Consider the following 16794-nt stretch of genomic DNA (forward strand, 5'->3'; position numbering starts at 1 on the left):
ACCACGTAGGTAGAGGCATGAAGGAACCGCATCGGCCATCGACAGGGTCCTGACGGCTACCCCGGGACGGCCTCCGTCCACCGCCATCCCCGGAGGTCTCCGGTGCCGGGTGGCGGTTGGTGGCCGGTGGCGGGGTGGCCCGTCGTGGGTAGCGGGCGGCGGTTGACCGGTGAACGGTAGCGGGTGGCGGGTGGCCCACGGGCCTATGGGCCCGTGGGTGGGCCCATGGCCATGGCCGGTGGCGGGCGGGCGGTGACCCGTAGCCGGGACGGCCTGTCGTGGGTAACCGGCGGCGGGGCCCCATGGTCGACGGCGGAGGGCCGATGAGCGTTAACGAGTAGCCCGTGGCCCGTGGCCCGTGGCCCATGGCCGGGGGCCGGGGGCCGGGGGCCGGGGCCGGTAGCGGGCGGGCGGTGACCCGTAGCGGGGACGGCACGTCGTAGGTAACCGGCGGCGAGACGCCATGGTCGGCGACGGTTGGCCGGTAAGCGGTAACGGGTGGCCGAGGCCAGGGGGCCGGGAACCCATGGCCCATGGCCCATGGCCCATGGCCCATGGCCCGGGGTCAGTGGCCGGGAGGCCATGACCGGTGACCTATAGCCCGTGGCGGGCGGCCGGTGACCCGTAGCCGGGAAGGCGTGTCGTGGGTAACCGGCGGCGGGGCGCGCATGGTCGACGGCCGGAGGCCCGGTGAGCGGTAGCGGGTGGCCGGTGGCCCATAACCCGGGGCGGACCCGGTGGCGAGTGGCCCGTGACCTGCAGTCGGGGCGGGTGGCGGAAGGTGGCTTTCCGCCGAGAGGCCGGGCCGGTCTCGGGCCGGGATGCCGGCTTTGGTCGGCCGCTGCTGCCCGCGTACGTGAGAACGCCCCGGTGGTGCTCGGGGCACCATCGGGGCGTTGTCGGCGTAGGCCGGGTGGCCGGGTCGGCCTAGTGCAGCGCGCTGCCCTTGACCCAGCTGGTCCAGGACTGGTTCCAGAAGGTCCAGCCGTTGCCCGGCTCCAGCTTGCGGTCGGTGCCGGTGACGTTCACGGGGTCGCCGCGCTGGGCGATGTTGTAGAACCAGCGGGCACCGGTCGGCGACGTACGAACGCAGCCGTGGCTGATGTTGCTGTGGCCCAGCGCGTAGAACTGGCCGGGGCTCTCGTGGATGTACTCGCCGCGGTCGCTGATCCGCACCGCCAGCGGGATGTCCTCGGAGTAGTAGCCGGGGTCGCCCTTCTTACGCCCGGGCGACACCATGTGCACCATCGTCGCCTTTTCCTTGGTGAGATGGATGCCGCTGGCGGTGGTGTACTCCCGCGTCGTCCCCATGCCCGTGCTGATCGGGAACTTCTTCACCGTGCCGTCGTGGTTGACCTTCATGTAGTGCGTCTTGCTGTTCGCGACGGTGATGTTCGACGCGCCGATCTTGAAGGACTTGGTGACGTCCTGCGTGCCGTAGACGCCCTTCAGCCCGCGTACGCCGGCCATGTGGGCGGTGAAGGTGATGTTCTGGTGCGGCTGCCAGTACTTCTGGGTGCGGTAGACGACCTGCTGGTCCGAGATCCAGTGCCACGCGCCGACGTCGTTCTTGTCGGACTTGACCTCCAGGGCCTTCTCGACGTACGCCCGGTTGGCGATCGCCTTGTCGAAGGTCACGATGATCGGCATGCCCACGCCGACCTTCTCGCCCGGCATCGGCGTGACGTCGCTGATCGAGAACGTCTGAGTCGCCTTCTGCGCGGTGAACTTGCTCGTCGCGCTGACGGCCTTGCCCTCGGGGCTTTTGCCAGAGGCGTTGACGGCGTAAGCCGCGCCCGGCTTGAGCGTCCAGGTGGTCTTCCACTGCGTGTGGTCCGCGTTGAAGGCGCCGGGTACGGGCTTGTTGCCCGACACGACGCTGACCTGGTCGAGCTTGCCACCCTCCGCCGCGACCGTGATCCCCTGGTCCGGGCGTGCCTTGGCGGTACCGTCCACCGGCGTGATCCGTACCTGCGCGTCGGGCGCTTTCGTGCCGTTCTTACCGTTCGTGCCCGCCTCGCTGCTCGTGCATGCGCACGCGCCCGCCAGCAGTGCCGCCATGATCAACGCGACGGCCGACCGCCTATTACTCACCCGAGTCCTCCCAGCTTTGCCCACAGCGGATGAGACGCACTAGGTGCGCAAAATGTTTGCCAGTTGGGGTTAGAAAATCACCCGGCGTACGAGTGCAACCCTGAAACCAGATAGTTGATTCCAAAAAAGTTGAACAGCAGGCACCCGAACGCGATCAGCGAGACGATCGCCGCCTTCTTCCCTCGCCAGCCCGCGGTGGCGCGGGCGTGCAGGTAGCCGGCGTAGCCAACCCAGGTGATGAAAGACCAGGTCTCCTTGGGGTCCCAGCCCCAGTAGCGGCCCCACGCGGAGTCCGCCCAGATCGCTCCGGCGATGATCGCGAAGGTCCAGATCGGGAACGCGAACATGATCGTCCGGTGTGCCAGGGAGTCCAGCACCGCGGGGCGGGGGACGCGGTCGAGCATCCCGCCCGGCTTGGCCGGAACATACAACTTGACCAGATAAAGGACAGTCGCGAGGCCGGCCACCGCGAACGTTCCCGTGGCGGTCACCGCGGCGGTCACGTGGATGGCGATCCAGTACGAGTGCAGCGCCGGGCGGAGCGGACCCGGGTCGTCGTAGAGCCAGATGGTGGCGACGCCGAGCGCGATCAGGACCGCCACCATGAGGTACGGGCCGAGCCAGCTGATCCGGTGGCGCCAGAGCATCACGAGGTAGACGGTGACCGCGGCGAACGTGATCGCGCACACGAACTCGTACATGTTGCCCCACGGCACGCGGTCCGCGGCGATGCCGCGGGTGACGATCTCCGCGCCGTGCAGGCCCCACGCGATGACGTTCATGAGGATGGCGAAACGGCCCCAGTCGACCTTGCGGCGCTCCTCCGCCTCAGGCACGTCGTCCGCCTCAGGCACGTCGTCGGCCTCGACCTCACCGGTCTCCGGACCGCCCGCGCCGACCAGCACCTTGGCCTGCTCCGGTACGTCGGCCTCGGCACGACGGGCGAAGGCGACCTCCGCGGCGTACGCGACCATGGCCACGACGTAGACCAGCACGGCTCCGAGCATCAACTGGTTGCTCAGGTTCGCCAGATGGGTGTCGACCATGGTCGTCACTCCTCGTCAGGGGTTGTGGGAGCGGCCCCCGAGAGCCGCTCGGCGATCGCGTCGAACTCCGGTGTCGTGCCGCCTAGAGTCAGCCCGCCGATCTCGACCACCGTACGCCCGCCGTCTGTGGCCCGTGCACGGACCCACATCCTGCGGCGACGTACGAGGAACGAGGTGACGATGCCAAGAATCGCGACGATGCCCGCGGCGAGCGCGGGGACGCGGCCGGGATCGTGGTTGACCTGGATGGTGATGTACTGCCGATAGCCGTCGAAGGTGACCGATCCGGCGCCGCCCGGCAGCGTCTCGGTCTGGCCGACGGCGAGCGGCTTGACCGCAGGCCCCATGATGAGCGGCTTCAGCTTGGCGGTGTCGAGCCGGTAGACCGACTGCGGCTCGCCGTTGGCCAGGCCGAGGTCGCCTTTGAACGCGAACAGCGCCACCTGGGGGTTCCACGGGGAGGGGAACGCCGAGGTGACCTTTCCCTGGGCGTCCGGGACGGCGGTCGGCCAGAACAGCCCGATGAAGCCGAGCTGGTCCGGCTGGGCGTCGGGGACCTTGATGACGCCCTCGGAGGCGTACGTCGCCTCGTTCGTCGGCAGGAACGGCACCGCGCCCTCGAAGGCGATCTGCCCCTTGCCGTCGCGGACGGTGAACCGCGGCGAGTATCCGTGACCGAGCAGGTAGACCCGCGCGCCGTCGATGTTGAGCGGGTGGTTGACCTGCAGGTCGTACGGGCGTACCGGCGCCTTGAGGTTCTTCTGGTAGCGGATCTTGGCGGCGAACTCCGTGGGCTGGCCCCGGTTGGCACCGGTGGAGAGGTAGGCCGCCTTGAACGAGTCGAGCCAGACGGTGAACGGCGGCAGCCCCGAGGAGGAGAAACTCCGGCCGCCCTTGAAGGCGTCGTAGGAGGTCAGCGAGTTCGAGAAACCCTCGCCCTCGGTCACCAGGACGTTGCCCTTGTAGCCGAAGGCCGCGCCGGAGCCGACCGCGAACAGCAGGACGAGCAGCGCCAGGTGGAAGACCAGGTTTCCGGTCTCCCGCAGGTATCCCTTTTCGGCGGCGACGTGGTCGTCGTGCACGTCGGTGCGGAACCGCCGGTCGCCCAATACCTTCGCGGCCTCGGCCAGCACCTCGCCGGGCGCGGCGTCGGTCTCGTAGGACGCGGTCTGCGGCAGCCGGCCAAGGTGGCGCGGGGCCTGCGGCGGCCTCGACCTGATGTGCTCGAAGTGCTGCCAGGACCGCGGCAGCACGCAGCCGGCGAGGGAGATGAACAACAGGATGTAGATGGCCGCGAACCAGGGCGCCGCGAACACGTTGAACAGCGACATCCGGTCGAGCCAGGGCGCGATGGTCTTGTGGGCGTCGAAGAACGTGCTGACCTTCTCCGGCGCGATCGGGCGCTGCGGCAGAAACGACCCCGGCACGGTGCCCAGCGCGAGCATGAACAGCAGGACGAGTGCCGTGCGCATCGAGGTGAGCTGCCGCCAGCCCCAACGGAGCCAGCCGACCAGGCCGATGCCCTCCGGCCGCTCCTTCGGGGCCTGAGGTGAGGTCTGCGCCTCTGGGGCGTCCGTGCTGGCAGTCATCAGATCACCGTCTTGAAGCCGGATACCCAGCCTTGCATCTTGATCGTGAGGTCGGTCCAGGCACCGGTGACCAGGAGCACCCCGATCGTGACGAGCAACCCGCCGCCGACGCGCATCACCGCCTGGTAGTGCCGCTTGACGAAGCCGAACGCGCCCAGCGCCCTGCGGTAGGCCAGCGCGGTGATCAGGAACGGCAGTCCCAGGCCGAGGCAGTACGCGAACGACAGCAGCGCCCCGCGGGTCGCGCTCGCCTCGCTGTAGGCCATCGCCTGTACGGCGGCGAGCGTCGGCCCGATGCACGGCGTCCAGCCGAGCCCGAACAGCATGCCGAGCAGTGGCGCGCCGGCCACGCCCGCGGCCGGGAGGCGGCTGGACTTGACCGTGCGCTGCAGGCCGGGGACGAATCCCATGAACGCCAGGCCCAGCACGATGGTGATCGCGCCCAGCACCCGGGTGAGCACGGTGGCGTGCCGCTGCAGCAGCGCGCCGAAGCCGCCGAAGGCCAGCCCGGCGCTGACGAACACGACCGTGAAGCCGAGGACGAACAGCGCGACGCCCAGCAGCAGCCGTCCCCGTCGCTGCGCGGCCAGGTCGGCGCCGCTCATGCCGGTGACGTAGGACAGGTAGCCGGGCACCAGCGGGAGTACGCACGGGGACAGGAAGGAGACGAGGCCGGCCGCCGCCGCGACCGGGAACGCCAGCACCAGGGAGCCGTCGGTAACCGTGCTCACCTCGTGTGCTCCTCGCCTGTCCGGATCACTTCTCGGCCACGAGCCGGGTGACGATGTCCTTCAGGGACGTGTACGACACGCTGCCGATGGTGCGTGCCGCGACGGTGCCCCGGCGGTCGATGACGAGCGTGGACGGCACGGCGTTGGGCGGAATGTCGCGGAACGACAGCGCGATCTGCCCCGCCTGGTCGAACAGGCTCGGGTAGGTGATCTTGAAGGTGCGGAGGAACGCCTGCGCGTTGTCCTTGCCATCTTTGATGTCGACGCCCACGAACTGCACGCCGGAGGCCTTGGTCTCGTCGTAGACCTTCTGCATCGTCGGCGCCTCGGCGCGGCAGGGCGCACACCAGGACGCCCAGAAGTTGACCACCGTGACCTTGCCCTTGAAGTCGGCCAGGCCGAGCGGCGTGCCGTCGAGCGCGGTGCCCTTGACGGCGGGCGCGGGCTTGCGGTCCTTGATCAGCTCACTGGCGCCGTCGCCCGCGACGTACCGCGAGTCGCCCGGGCCACCGCTCTGCACTGCCGACGCGCCCGCACAGCCCGCGAGGGCGCCGGCGAGAAGGATCACGGCCGGCACGGTCAGAACACGACGGATCACGGGGAAGCTCCTACTACTACAGGGCGTAGTACTTGGTCCTATTGTGCCCGAGGGGTCAGGCGCCAGGAACACTGGGGCGGCGCGACAGCTCCCCGGCCGGCTCGGCGTAGTCGACCTTGACCACCCGGCCGTCGTCGTAGGTGATGCTCGTGACGCTGGCCAGGCCGCACTGACGCCGTGCCGGGTTGTGCCACAGCCTGCGTCCCTCGATCTTGCGGCGGGTCACCCAGATGGGCAGCTGGTGGCTGACGCACACCGCTTCGTGCCCGGCGGCGGCTTCGCGTATGTCGGCCATGGCGGCCAGCATCCGGCGGGCGATCTCCTCGTAGGGCTCACCCCACGAGGGACGGAAGGGGTTCCAGAGGAAGGGCCAGTGCTCGGGGCGGCGCAGCGATCCGTCACCGACGCCGAAAGTATGGCCCTCGAAGTGGTTGGCGGCCTCGATCAGCCGCTCGTCGGTCCCGATCGGCAGCCCGAGCGTCGCGGCGATCGGCGCCGCCGTCTCCTGGGCGCGTTCCATCGGGGAGGAGTACAGCACGGTGATGTCACGCCCGGCGAACCACTTGGCCGCAGCGTCGGCCATCAGCCGCCCGTCATCGCTGAGGTGGTAGCCCGGCAGGCGCCCGTAGAGGACACCCTGCGGATTGTGCACCTCGCCGTGGCGGAGGAGATGAACGATGGTCTTCATGGCCGCCTCAGACTACCGGGCGGCCGGCACCGCGAAGCCAGGCGGGTGGAGACCGTCGGTGAAGATTCGGCAGCGAGGACGTGATCGGGGCCCTCGCGTGCGAAGGCCCCGACCTGTCAGGGGTGTCAGCAGACGGTCGTCCAGGTGGGGACGCGGTCCGCCGCGGCGGGGATGCACGGCGTCCGGTCCTCGGCCACGCTCTCCTCGGGCAGCCGCTGCAGTTCGTCCAGGTTGCTGGTGATCATGGGGACTTCCTTTCGGGGGGATGGACTCGATCAGTGCGGCACGGCGCCGCACGTTCTGGCGGCCCGGCGACCGCGCCGGGGAGCGGGGGCATGAACAGCCGGAGCGGTACGCCGTTCAGCCGCAGCAGGGCGGCGACGGCACCCGCCGTGCCGACGCCCCAGCCGGGGAACACCTCGACGCCGCTGTGGTCCGGGGTGAGGAGCAGCCCGTCGCGGACGACCGCGCGGGCGGCCATGGCCGAGACGGCCTCGCGGGCCCAGGTCGCGTGGCGTTCCTCCCCGGTCGCCTCGGCGACGTCCATCAGGTACTCGATGGAGCCTGCCGTGCCATGACAGTGGACCGGCCGCGACTGCCAGACGTCGTGGCGTACGGCGGCGGCCGCACCTCTGGCCGCGGCGAGGAGGTCCGCCTCACCGGTCACCCGCCACAGCCGCAGCAGGAACCCTCCGACGCCGGCGGCTCCGCTGCACCAGCCGGTCAGCGGGACCTGGTCGGCCGGACCGGCGCTCCACCGGGCGGTGCCGCCGTCACCCCACAGCGTGGCGGCGTGGAGCGTGCGGCCCGCGAGACGCGCGGCCGCCAGGCAGTCCGCCCGCCCGGTGACGATCGCGGCGTCGAGCAGGAAGGCGGCGATGCCCGCGGTTCCGTGCGCGAACCCGTGATGGGTGGCGCCGTCGGGCAGATGCGGAGGGTACGGGGGTACCGGCCAGGCGACGCCCTCGTCCCCGCGGACGGCCGCGCCGAGCAGCGCGTCGGCGCATTCGCCCGCCTGCCGCAGGAACGACTCGCGCCCCGTGTGCCGCCAGAACCGCAGGGCGGTCAGGCCCGACCCGGCGATCCCGTGGCTGACGTCCGGCACCGGACCGGCCACCGGAAGGCGCTCGGCGGCGTCGGCCGTCCGGGCGACGAGGTCCTCGTCGCCGAGCGCGATGCCCGCCTCCAGCAGCGCCCAGTACGTACCCGACCGTCCGAAGTGCAGGCCGGGCAGGACCTCGGGCTCCCGCGCGGCATGGCGCTCGAGCCAGCCTGCGGCGCGGATGGTGGCGGCGCTCAGTTCGGGGCCGGGCCGATATCCGTGTGCCGCCGCCAGCACACCGAGGATGCCGGCCGCGCCGTAGTAGACGTTGCACGGGTCGGTGGTGGCGCCGAACAGGTCGGCGGGCCACCAGCGCTCGGTCCCGGGCTCCGCCTCGCGGTCCGGATCCGTGCCGAGGCCACCGGAGGCGATCAGGTGGGTGAGGCCGTCGTCGAGCAGGCGCCCGGTGTCGTCGTGCGTCCTCGCCGGAAGGCTCGTCCCCCCGTGGAGCGCCTCCCGTACCGCGTCGAGAGGCGGACGACGGCCGGGATCTTCGTGGACCAGCCCGAGGATCAGCGGCCCGAGCTCGGCCGCCGTGGGGTTGTCGCGTGCGGCGCGCTCCAGCCAGCCGGCGACGCGGGACCGCGCGTCACGCTCGTCGTCGGCGGCGAGCAGGGGTTCGGCCCCCGTCGCCAGGGCGAACAGGATCGCGCCGAGGCTGTGAAGGTCGGCGGCCGGACTCGTACGGCGTCCGGTCCACTGCTCCGGCGCGGCGTAGCCGGGCGAACCACCGGGGACGGCGTCCTGGCCCGGTACGCCCGCCAGCTCCAGGTCGATCAGGCGCAGGCCGCCGTCCGGGAGCACCAGGACGTTGGCGGGGGTCAGGTCGCGGATGACGACGCCCTCGCGGTGGACGGCGGCCACGAGGTCGGCGAGCCGTACCGCGGTCCGCCGTACCTCCTCGGGATCGGGCCGTCCGGCCCGTCCCCGGTGGAGCCGCTGCAGGTGGACGGCGAGCGACACGCCCTCGATGGCCTCCACCACGAGGAAGGTGTGCTCGGGGAGTTCGAGCAGGGCGTGGACGCGGGGCACGACGCCGGTCGGGGCGAGCCGATCCAGAACGCGGGCCTCGTTGCGCAGGAGGTCACGTACGTCCCCGCCGTCGGGGCGTACCTCGACGTACCGCCGGCCCTGCTTGACCACGACCTCCTCACCGGTCCGCTGGTCCGTGGCGCGGTAGACGCCGCCCTTGTTCGCGTGCCGGATCGCGCCGCGCAGCAGGAACCGGTCACCGACCAGCACGCCGCGCGGAGCGCCCGGCGCGCCCTGCGGGGGCTCGGGGAAGGGGTTGGCGGGCGCCCAGGACGGCGGATCGAACCAGGCCGCGCGGCGGTCGGCGACACACGTGCCGTCGGGCGCCGTCACCACCGGCTCGTAGACGCCGTTGGCGGCCAGCCGCAGCCTGCGTACGAAGCCGCCGAAGCGAAAGTGCACCAGGCTCCCGGTGCGAAAGGGGCGGTCGGACAGGATGCGCGGTCCCGGCAGGCCCTCGGTCGCCTCGTCCAGGGCGCCGGCCAGCTCCGGCAGGCCGTCGTCGTCCGGCGGGTAGACGGTGAGGAACTTGCCGGCCGCGCCCCGGTCGAAGTGCCGTCCGTTCAGCCGGGCGACCTCCCCCGGCGACGCGGCGAACTTGAACGGGCAGCCGGCCGCCACGAGCACGGGCGTGGCACGTTCCAAGACCTGCTGCGCGGAGGACGGCACGGCCGACAGGTGGATCTTCCAGCCCTGGGCCCGCAGCCCGGAGCCGGACGGGGCGACGCGGGTCCAGGTTCCGGCCCGGTCGATCCGCCAGCCGGACCGCAGGTGCGCGGCCACGACCTGGAAGAAGGGCGTGGGGTCGTCCTTCGAGGAGGGTTCCCGCCGCCGCGGCTGAGGCATGGACGAATGACGTAACGCCGACAAGGCCAGTCCTCCGCCCGCGGTCGCCGACAGGGGTCAAGCTCGGACTTTACGGATGGTAAACCGGCCCGTCAGTTCGCGCAATAGCCCCATTTTGGGACATCCGATCGCCGAGAGAGGCCGGCGGTCAGCCGGCCTCGGCGAGGGGCTCGATCAGCATCGGAGCCGCGGCACGGAGAGCGGCGACCGCGGCGCGGATGGCCGGGCGGCGGGCCGCCTCGGCGCGCCAGATCGCGTACACGTGACGCGTGAGCGCCGGCCGTACCGGGATGACGCGGACACCCTCCGGGATGTCGCAGCGCCCCAGCCGGGGAACGATCGAGACGCCCAGCCCCACGGCGACGAGCGCGAGCTGCGTGGCGTACTCGTCGGCGGTGTGCGCGATCAGCGGCTCCAGATCGGCCGAGCGCAGCGTGTGGACCAGCCAGTCGCGGCAGATCGCGCCCGGTGACTGGGCGATCCAGGACTCGCCGTGCAGCTCGCCGAGGTCGATCACGGACCGCCCGGCGAGCGGGTGCCCGGCCGGCAGCGCCACGTCCGCGATGTCGTCGACCAGCGACGCCTTGACCAGGCCGTCCGGGATGGCCAGGGGGACGTTGAACCAGTCCTGCACGATGCCGAGGTCGATCTCACCGCGTACGGCCAGGGGCACGGCGGCGTGCGGCTCCTGTTCGCGCAGGCACACCCGCAGCCGCGGATGCTGCCGGGCGAGGGCGGCCAGGGCCGGGGGTACGAGGCCGCGCGCCGCGGTCGGGAACGCCGCCATCGCGAGCTCGCCGACGACCTCGCCGCGCTGGGCCTCCAGGTCGGACTCGGCCTCCTCGACCATCGCCAGGATGCGCTCGGCGTGCGTCGCGAGCAGCGCGGCCGCGTCGGTGAGGCGTACCCCACGGCCGTTGCGTTCGAGGAGCTTCTGCCCGGTCTCGCGTTCGAGCTTGGCCACCTGCTGCGAGACGGCGGATGTGGTCACGTGCAGCACGTCGGCGGCGGCGCTCACTGAGCCGTACGTCGCCACCGCACTGAGGGCGCGGAGTCGATCCAGATCAAGCATGAAGTAATGCTACATATACCCATTAAAAGATAGTCGCTTGTTCTTAACAGTGGACCAGGCCAGCATCGGCCATATGAAACCTCGCCACGTCGCCATCGCGGTGATGATCGCCGCGATCTGGGGCGTCAACTTCGTCGTGATCGACGTCGGCCTCGCCTCGCTGCCTCCGCTGTTCTTCGCCGGGCTGCGCTTCGTCGCCGCCGCCTTCCCCGCGGTCCTGTTCGTACGTCGCCCCGCGATCCCGTGGCGCTGGTTCCTGCTCGTCGGGCTGCCGCTCGGCGTCGGCCAGTTCGGGCTGCTGTTCATCGGCATGCACATCGGCATGCCGGCCGGTCTGTCCTCGCTGGTGTTGCAGACACAGGCGCTGTTCACCGCGATGTTCGCGGCCGTGATGCTGCGCGAGCGGGCGCGGCGGACCCAGCTGGCCGGGATGGTCGTGGCGTTCGCCGGGATCGCGCTGATCGGACTGTCGCTCGGCCAGGGCAGCCCGCTGCTCGCCTTCACGCTGTGCATCGCCGCCGCGGGCATGTGGGGGCTGGCGAACATCGGCCTGCGGAAGGCGCGGCCGCCGGACGCGTTCGCGTTCATGGTCTGGGTCAGCCTCGTGCCGCCGATCCCGCTGCTGACGTTGTCGATGGTGTTCGAAGGCCCGCGGGCCGATCTGCACGCGCTCGCGCACATCTCGGCCGGTGGCCTGGGCGCGCTCTTCTACGTCGCCTACGTCTCGACACTGGTCGGCTTCGGGACGTGGGGCTGGCTGCTGCGCCGTTACGAGGCCGGCCAGGTCGGCATGTACTCCCTGCTCGTCCCCCCGTTCGGCATCTCCTCGGCGGCGCTCCTGCTCGGCGAGCCGATCACCATGACGGACACGATCGCGGCCCTGCTCATCGTGGGCGGAGTCGCCCTGGGCAGCATCCGCCGCCGGGCCGCCGCGCCCGCGCCCCTTCCGCAACTGGCAGGTACGCGATGATCGGCGGCATCCACGTCCCGCTGGTGACCCCGTTCGCCGCGAACGGCGCGGTGGACACCGCCACGCTGGAACGCCTCGCCCACCACGTCCTCGACCAGGGCGCCGCCGGCCTGGTCGCGCTCGGCACCACCGGAGAGGCACCGATGCTGACCGAGGACGAGCGCCTCACGGTCATCGCGACCTGCCGGAAGGTCAGCGACGCCCACCGCACACCGCTCACGATCGGCGCCGGCACCATCGGCACCGACGAGTCGGTACGCCAGGCCGAGATGCGTGCCGAGGCGGCCGACCTCCTGCTCGTGCTCGTGCCGTACTACCTGCGCCCCTCCGACGAGGGCGTGGTCGAGCACTTCGCGGCCGTGGGCGCGGCGGCCGGGGTGCCGCTGATCGTCTACAACGTTCCCTACCGCACCGGGAAGACGCTGCGCGTGGAGACGCTGCTCAGGCTGCTGGCCGCCGACCACGTCGCGGGCGTCAAGCACTGCGCCGGAGCGATCGACGCCGACACCCTCACCCTGCTCGCGCACGCCGACGGCGTGCTCGGAGGCGACGACGCGTTCCTGTTCCCGATGCTGACGCTCGGCGCGGCCGGTGGCATCGCGGCGTCCGCCAATGTCGCCCCGGCCGCGTTCGCCGCGATGGCCGAGGCCGCAGCTGCGGGTGACGCCGGACGTGCCGGGAACCTGCACAACGCTCTTCTGCCGCTGACGCGCGCCCTGTTCGCCGAGCCGTCGCCGGGCGTCATCAAGGCGGTGCTGGCCGAAACCGGGCTGATCGAGCACCCCGGCGTACGCGCGCCGCTGCGGGCACCCGCTCCGGCCTCGCTCGGCGCGGCCATGGACGCACTGAAAGGATTGGCGGCATGAAGATCGGATTCGGCGCCCCTGTGGCGGGCGCATGGGCAAGCCCGGAAAACCTCGGTTACTTCGCCGGCCGCGCCGAGGAGCTGGGATACGACTCCCTGTGGGCCTTCCACCGCCTGCTGATCCCGGCCGACAAGTCCAAGATGGCCCCGGTCTACCACAGCGTCCTCGACCCGATCGGCGCGCTGACCTTCGCCGCCGCGCGTACGTCACGTATCCGGCTCGGCGTCGCCCTGGTCAACCTGCCGTTCGTCTCCCCGGCCTACCTCGCCAAGCAGGCGGCCACACTGGACGTCCTGTCCGGCGGTCGCTTCGACCTCGGGCTGGGCACCGGCTGGCAGAGCGAGGAGTTTGTGGCCAGCGGAGTCTCGATGGAGCGCCGCGGGGCACGCGCGGAGGACTTTCTCGCCGCGCTGCACACGTTGTGGGCGGACGAGGTCAGCTCGTACGACGGTGAGTTCTACACGGTCCCGCCGAGCCGAATGGCGCCCAAACCGGTACGGAAACCGGGCCCACCCGTCCTCCTGGGCGGCGCGGTCGACGCCGCGCTGAAGCGCGCGGGCCGTCTCGCCGCCGGCTGGATGAGCCGCAGCGCCACCGACCTGACCAAGATCCACGAGCAGATCGGGATCGTGCGCGACGCCGCCGAGGAGGCCGGCAAGGATCCGGACGCCGTCCGCGTCGTCGTACGCGGGGTCGTACGCGCCGGCCAGGAGGCACGGGACGACTCGGGCGAGCGCAAGCGGCTGTCCGGATCGTACGAGCAGATCCGCGAGGACGCGGCCTGGCTCGGCGAGCTGGGCGTCACCGAGCTGTACTACGACCTCAACTGGGACCCGCTCGTCGGCTCCCCCGACGTCACGACCGAGTCGGCGACCGAGCGCGCCAAGGAGATCCTCGAGGCGCTCGCGCCCTGACCGAGGGCTCTTACTCCGCCTCGGCGGCGGCTCGCGCCGCGTGCGGGAGCGCCTCGGCGATGCGGCCCAGTGCCGCGTCGTCGTGGGCCGCCGAGAGGAACCACGCCTCGTACGCGGACGGCGGGAGGTACACCCCTCGGTCGAGCGCGGCGTGGAAGAACGCCGCGTAGCGGCGGGTGTCCTGCTGCTGCGCGCCGTCGAAGTCGCGGACCTTCCCCGGTGCGAAGAAGATCGAGAACAGGTTGCCGGCGACCTGCAACCGGTGCTCCACGCCCTCCTTGGTGAGGGCGTCGGAGGCGAGCTCGGCCACCGTGGCCGCGGCGCCGTCGATCCTTGCGTAGACCTCGTCGGTCGCGCCCCGCAGGGTGGCGAGGCCGGCGGCGGTGGCCAGGGGGTTCCCCGAGAGCGTGCCGGCCTGGTACACCGGACCCGCCGGGGCGAGCCTGGACATGATCTCGGCCCGGCCGCCGAAGGCCGCGGCGGGCAGCCCGCCGCCCATGACCTTTCCGAACGTGCACAGGTCACCGGCCACACCGTCGATGCCGTACCAGCCGGAGCGGGACACACGGAAGCCCGTGAGCACCTCGTCCATGATCAGCAGTGCGCCGTACTGCGCGCAGATCGCCTTGAGCCGGAGGTTGAAGTCGTCGAGCGGCGGCACGATGCCCATGTTGGCCGGGCACGCCTCGGTGATGACGCAGGCGATCTGGTCGCCCTGCTCGGCGAATACCTCCTCGACGGCGGCGAGGTCGTTGTAGCCGAGCACGAGGGTGTCGGCGGTGGCCGCGCCGGTGACGCCGGGCGAGTCCGGCAGGCCGAACGTCGCGACGCCCGACCCGGCCGCGGCGAGCAGCCCGTCGGAGTGGCCGTGGTAGCAGCCGGAGAACTTCACGATCTTGGGTCGGCCGGTGAAGCCGCGGGCCAACCTGATCGCGGACATGGTCGCCTCGGTGCCCGAGCTGACGAGGCGTACCTGCTCCACCGGGGTACGCGCGACGATCTCCTCGGCGAGCGTGACCTCACCCTCGGTCGGGGTGCCGTAGGAGGTGCCGAGCGCGGCGGCGCGCTGCACGGCCTCGACCACGGCCGGGTGCGCGTGGCCGAGGATCATCGGCCCCCACGAGCAGATCAGGTCGACGTACTCGTTGCCGTCGGCGTCGGTGAGGTACGGGCCACGGGCGGAGGCGATGAACCGGGGGGTGCCACCGACGGCACCGAAGGCGCGCACGGGGGAGTTCACTCCGCCGGGTATGACCGCGCCGGCCCGCTCGAACAACGCTTGGGAGATCTGGTCCGAAGTCACGCCTTCGAGTCTTTCAGAAGTCATACGCAGACGTCCGCGAGGATCTCCAGGATGCGCACGGGGTCGGGCAGCGTCGCGTTTTCGGGCAAGTTGACCCAGGTCACGGCGCGGCCGAGGGGCAGCACCGACGGCGGGGCGACCACATAGCTGTCACGGCAGTGCCAGCGCATCCCAGGGGTCTCCACGACGCTCTCGGGCACGGTGTCCAGGTGGCAGGACCACCACTCGTCCTCGTCGACCGGCGCGCCGCGGGTGGCGACGAAGAACAGGTAGCGCTCGTCACCCATCGCGGCCACCGGGCCGACGGGCACACGATCGCGCTCCATGCGGGCCAGCGCGAGCCGTCCCGCGGACGCCGGCACGTCGAAGACGTCGAAGACCCGGCCGGTCGGCAGGATGATGTTGGCGTCCGGATCGCCGGCCCACCACTGGCCGACGCGGTCCGCGTCGATCGTGGCCTGCAACTGCCACACCTGTGACGACGGGTGCGCACCCGGAGACGGGCAGCCGACGCGGTCACACGAGCAGGCTCGCGTGCCGTCGGTGGTCGAGTGCGCGCCAGGACAACAGGGCCAGCCGAGGGCCGCGTACTCCTGAGCCGCGGCCCCCATTTGCACTTTTTGACGCTTTGTGACGGATGTTCCCAAAGTGTCCGCTCCCCCTCCACCTCTTACCACCGATGATGGCGCGCCGGTGGGCGGCGGATCGCAACAACCCCGGGATAGCGGCGAACACGTGACCTAGGCGTGTCCCCGGTCCACACGCCGTCGCCGCGGAGACGTGTGTTTCATAGCGGCTTGAGAGTGACGTGATAGAGGCGTGGGACAGGATGGACACAACGCTATGAGTTCGGGTCGCACGGAGGCCGGCCCGGCCTCTCAGCGGTCGTTCGCGCTCTCCGTCAGTGCGCGAGCGAGCGCGCGACCTCCGTGGCCCAGTAAGTCAGGATGATGTCCGCACCCGCGCGGCGGATCGAGGTCAGGGTCTCGTCGATCATGCGCCGCCGGTCCACCCAGCCCTGGGCCGCCGCCGCCTCGACCATGGCGTACTCGCCGCTGACCTGGTAGGCCGCCACCGGCACCTGCACCGAGTCGCGGACCCGCCGGACGATGTCGAGGTAGGTCATCGCCGGCTTGACCATCACCATGTCGGCGCCCTCGTCGATGTCCAGGGCGGCCTCGCGCATGGCCTCCTCGGCGTTGGCGGGGTCCTGCTGGTACGCCGCCCGGTCACCGAACTGCGGTGCGCACTCGGCGGCCTCGCGGAACGGCCCGTAGAAGGCCGAGGCGTACTTCACGGCGTAGGCCATGATCGACACACCGGAGTAGCCGGCGCCGTCGAGGGCGGAGCGGATCGCCGCCACCTGCCCGTCCATCATGCCGCTCGGCGCGACGACCTCGGCGCCCGCCGCGGCCTGTGCCGCCGCGATCGAGGCGTACCGGTCCAGCGTCGCGTCGTTGTCCACCTCGCCGGAGGAGGTGAGGATGCCGCAGTGCCCGTGGTCGGTGTACTCGTCGAGGCACAGGTCGGCCATGAGCACCGTGGCGTCGCCGACCTCCGACGACAGGTCGCGCAGAGCCTTCTGCACGATCCCGGCGGGATCGTCGGCGCCCGAGCCGCGGCCGTCCTTGACGGCCGGGATGCCGAACAGGATCAGCCCGCCGACCCCGGCCTCCGCGGCATCGTACGCGGCCTTCCGCAGCGTGTCCCTCGTGTGCTGCACCACGCCCGGCATGGACGTGATCGGCTGCGCCTCGGAGATGCCCTCCTTGACGAAGAGGGGCTGGACGAGGTCCGCCGGCCGCACCTGGCTCTCGGCGACCAGGCGGCGCATCGCGGGAGTGCGCCGGAGCCGCCGAGGACGTACGACGGGGAACTTCGCGGTCATGTGGCCTCCTGCGTCGGGGGAAGTGACCAGGGGACTGTGCTGTCTGATTCCCTCG

At 71.4% G+C, this 16794-nt stretch carries 14 protein-coding genes; 3 read left to right on the forward strand and 11 right to left on the reverse strand.

The window, feature by feature from the left end; all coding sequences use genetic code 11:
* Positions 1-927: 927 nt before the first annotated feature.
* The 8 genes from FB559_RS11655 to FB559_RS11690 all read right to left on the reverse strand — a co-directional run bounded on the left by FB559_RS11655 (position 928) and on the right by FB559_RS11690 (position 10798).
* A complete protein-coding gene (locus FB559_RS11655; RefSeq protein ID WP_141955629.1) occupies positions 928-2094 on the reverse strand; it encodes a L,D-transpeptidase in 1167 nt (388 codons plus the stop codon).
* A gap of 77 nt (positions 2095-2171) precedes the next feature.
* Positions 2172-3140: a c-type cytochrome biogenesis protein CcsB gene (ccsB, locus tag FB559_RS11660; protein WP_141955630.1), complete on the reverse strand. Its 969-nt coding sequence runs from the start codon at positions 3138-3140 to the stop codon at positions 2172-2174.
* 5 nt (positions 3141-3145) lie between these two features.
* Positions 3146-4729, reverse strand: coding sequence for a cytochrome c biogenesis protein ResB (resB, locus tag FB559_RS11665; protein ID WP_141955631.1), 1584 nt, complete (start codon positions 4727-4729; stop codon positions 3146-3148).
* The gene (locus FB559_RS11670) at positions 4729-5460 is read right to left on the reverse strand and encodes a cytochrome c biogenesis CcdA family protein (protein WP_141955632.1); all 732 of its coding nucleotides are present in this window, start codon (positions 5458-5460) and stop codon (positions 4729-4731) included. Before FB559_RS11670 ends, resB begins: the two co-directional genes overlap by 1 nt.
* A 25-nt stretch (positions 5461-5485) precedes the next feature.
* Positions 5486-6058 (reverse strand): TlpA family protein disulfide reductase, encoded by a 573-nt coding sequence (locus tag FB559_RS11675; RefSeq protein WP_246121528.1) that lies wholly within the window; start codon positions 6056-6058, stop codon positions 5486-5488.
* 55 nt (positions 6059-6113) lie between these two features.
* Positions 6114-6746, reverse strand: coding sequence for a histidine phosphatase family protein (locus FB559_RS11680; protein ID WP_141955633.1), 633 nt, complete (start codon positions 6744-6746; stop codon positions 6114-6116).
* Positions 6747-6987: 241 nt separating this feature from the next.
* A complete protein-coding gene (gene lanL / locus FB559_RS11685; RefSeq protein WP_141955634.1) occupies positions 6988-9726 on the reverse strand; it encodes a class IV lanthionine synthetase LanL in 2739 nt (912 codons plus the stop codon).
* Between the two features lie 148 nt (positions 9727-9874).
* On the reverse strand, positions 9875-10798 hold the full coding sequence (locus FB559_RS11690) for a LysR family transcriptional regulator (protein ID WP_141955635.1): 924 nt from the start codon (positions 10796-10798) through the stop codon (positions 9875-9877).
* A 73-nt stretch (positions 10799-10871) separates the two neighbouring features.
* On the opposite strand from FB559_RS11690, the gene FB559_RS11695 reads away from it, so the two are divergent.
* The 3 genes from FB559_RS11695 to FB559_RS11705 are packed head-to-tail and all read left to right on the forward strand — an operon-like array spanning position 10872 to position 13548.
* Entirely contained in the window at positions 10872-11768 is an 897-nt protein-coding gene (locus tag FB559_RS11695; protein ID WP_141955636.1) for an EamA family transporter, read from the forward strand.
* Positions 11765-12634, forward strand: coding sequence for a 4-hydroxy-tetrahydrodipicolinate synthase (dapA, locus tag FB559_RS11700; RefSeq protein ID WP_141955637.1), 870 nt, complete (start codon positions 11765-11767; stop codon positions 12632-12634). Before FB559_RS11695 ends, dapA begins: the two co-directional genes overlap by 4 nt.
* The gene (locus tag FB559_RS11705; protein ID WP_141955638.1) at positions 12631-13548 is read left to right on the forward strand and encodes a TIGR03619 family F420-dependent LLM class oxidoreductase; all 918 of its coding nucleotides are present in this window, start codon (positions 12631-12633) and stop codon (positions 13546-13548) included. The genes dapA and FB559_RS11705 overlap by 4 nt, the downstream gene beginning before the upstream one ends.
* Before the next feature lie 10 nt (positions 13549-13558).
* Here FB559_RS11705 and hemL read toward each other — a convergent pair whose 3' ends face one another.
* From hemL to hemB, 3 genes are all read right to left on the reverse strand, one after another.
* Positions 13559-14875, reverse strand: coding sequence for a glutamate-1-semialdehyde 2,1-aminomutase (hemL, locus tag FB559_RS11710; RefSeq protein ID WP_141955639.1), 1317 nt, complete (start codon positions 14873-14875; stop codon positions 13559-13561).
* Entirely contained in the window at positions 14872-15462 is a 591-nt protein-coding gene (locus tag FB559_RS11715) for a bifunctional DNA primase/polymerase (RefSeq protein ID WP_141955640.1), read from the reverse strand. The genes hemL and FB559_RS11715 overlap by 4 nt, the downstream gene beginning before the upstream one ends.
* A gap of 290 nt (positions 15463-15752) precedes the next feature.
* A complete protein-coding gene (hemB, locus tag FB559_RS11720; RefSeq protein WP_141955641.1) occupies positions 15753-16739 on the reverse strand; it encodes a porphobilinogen synthase in 987 nt (328 codons plus the stop codon).
* Between the last annotated feature and the right edge of the window lie 55 nt (positions 16740-16794).

Origin of the sequence: Actinoallomurus bryophytorum (assembly GCF_006716425.1) — a bacterium.
Taxonomy (GTDB): domain Bacteria; phylum Actinomycetota; class Actinomycetes; order Streptosporangiales; family Streptosporangiaceae; genus Actinoallomurus; species Actinoallomurus bryophytorum.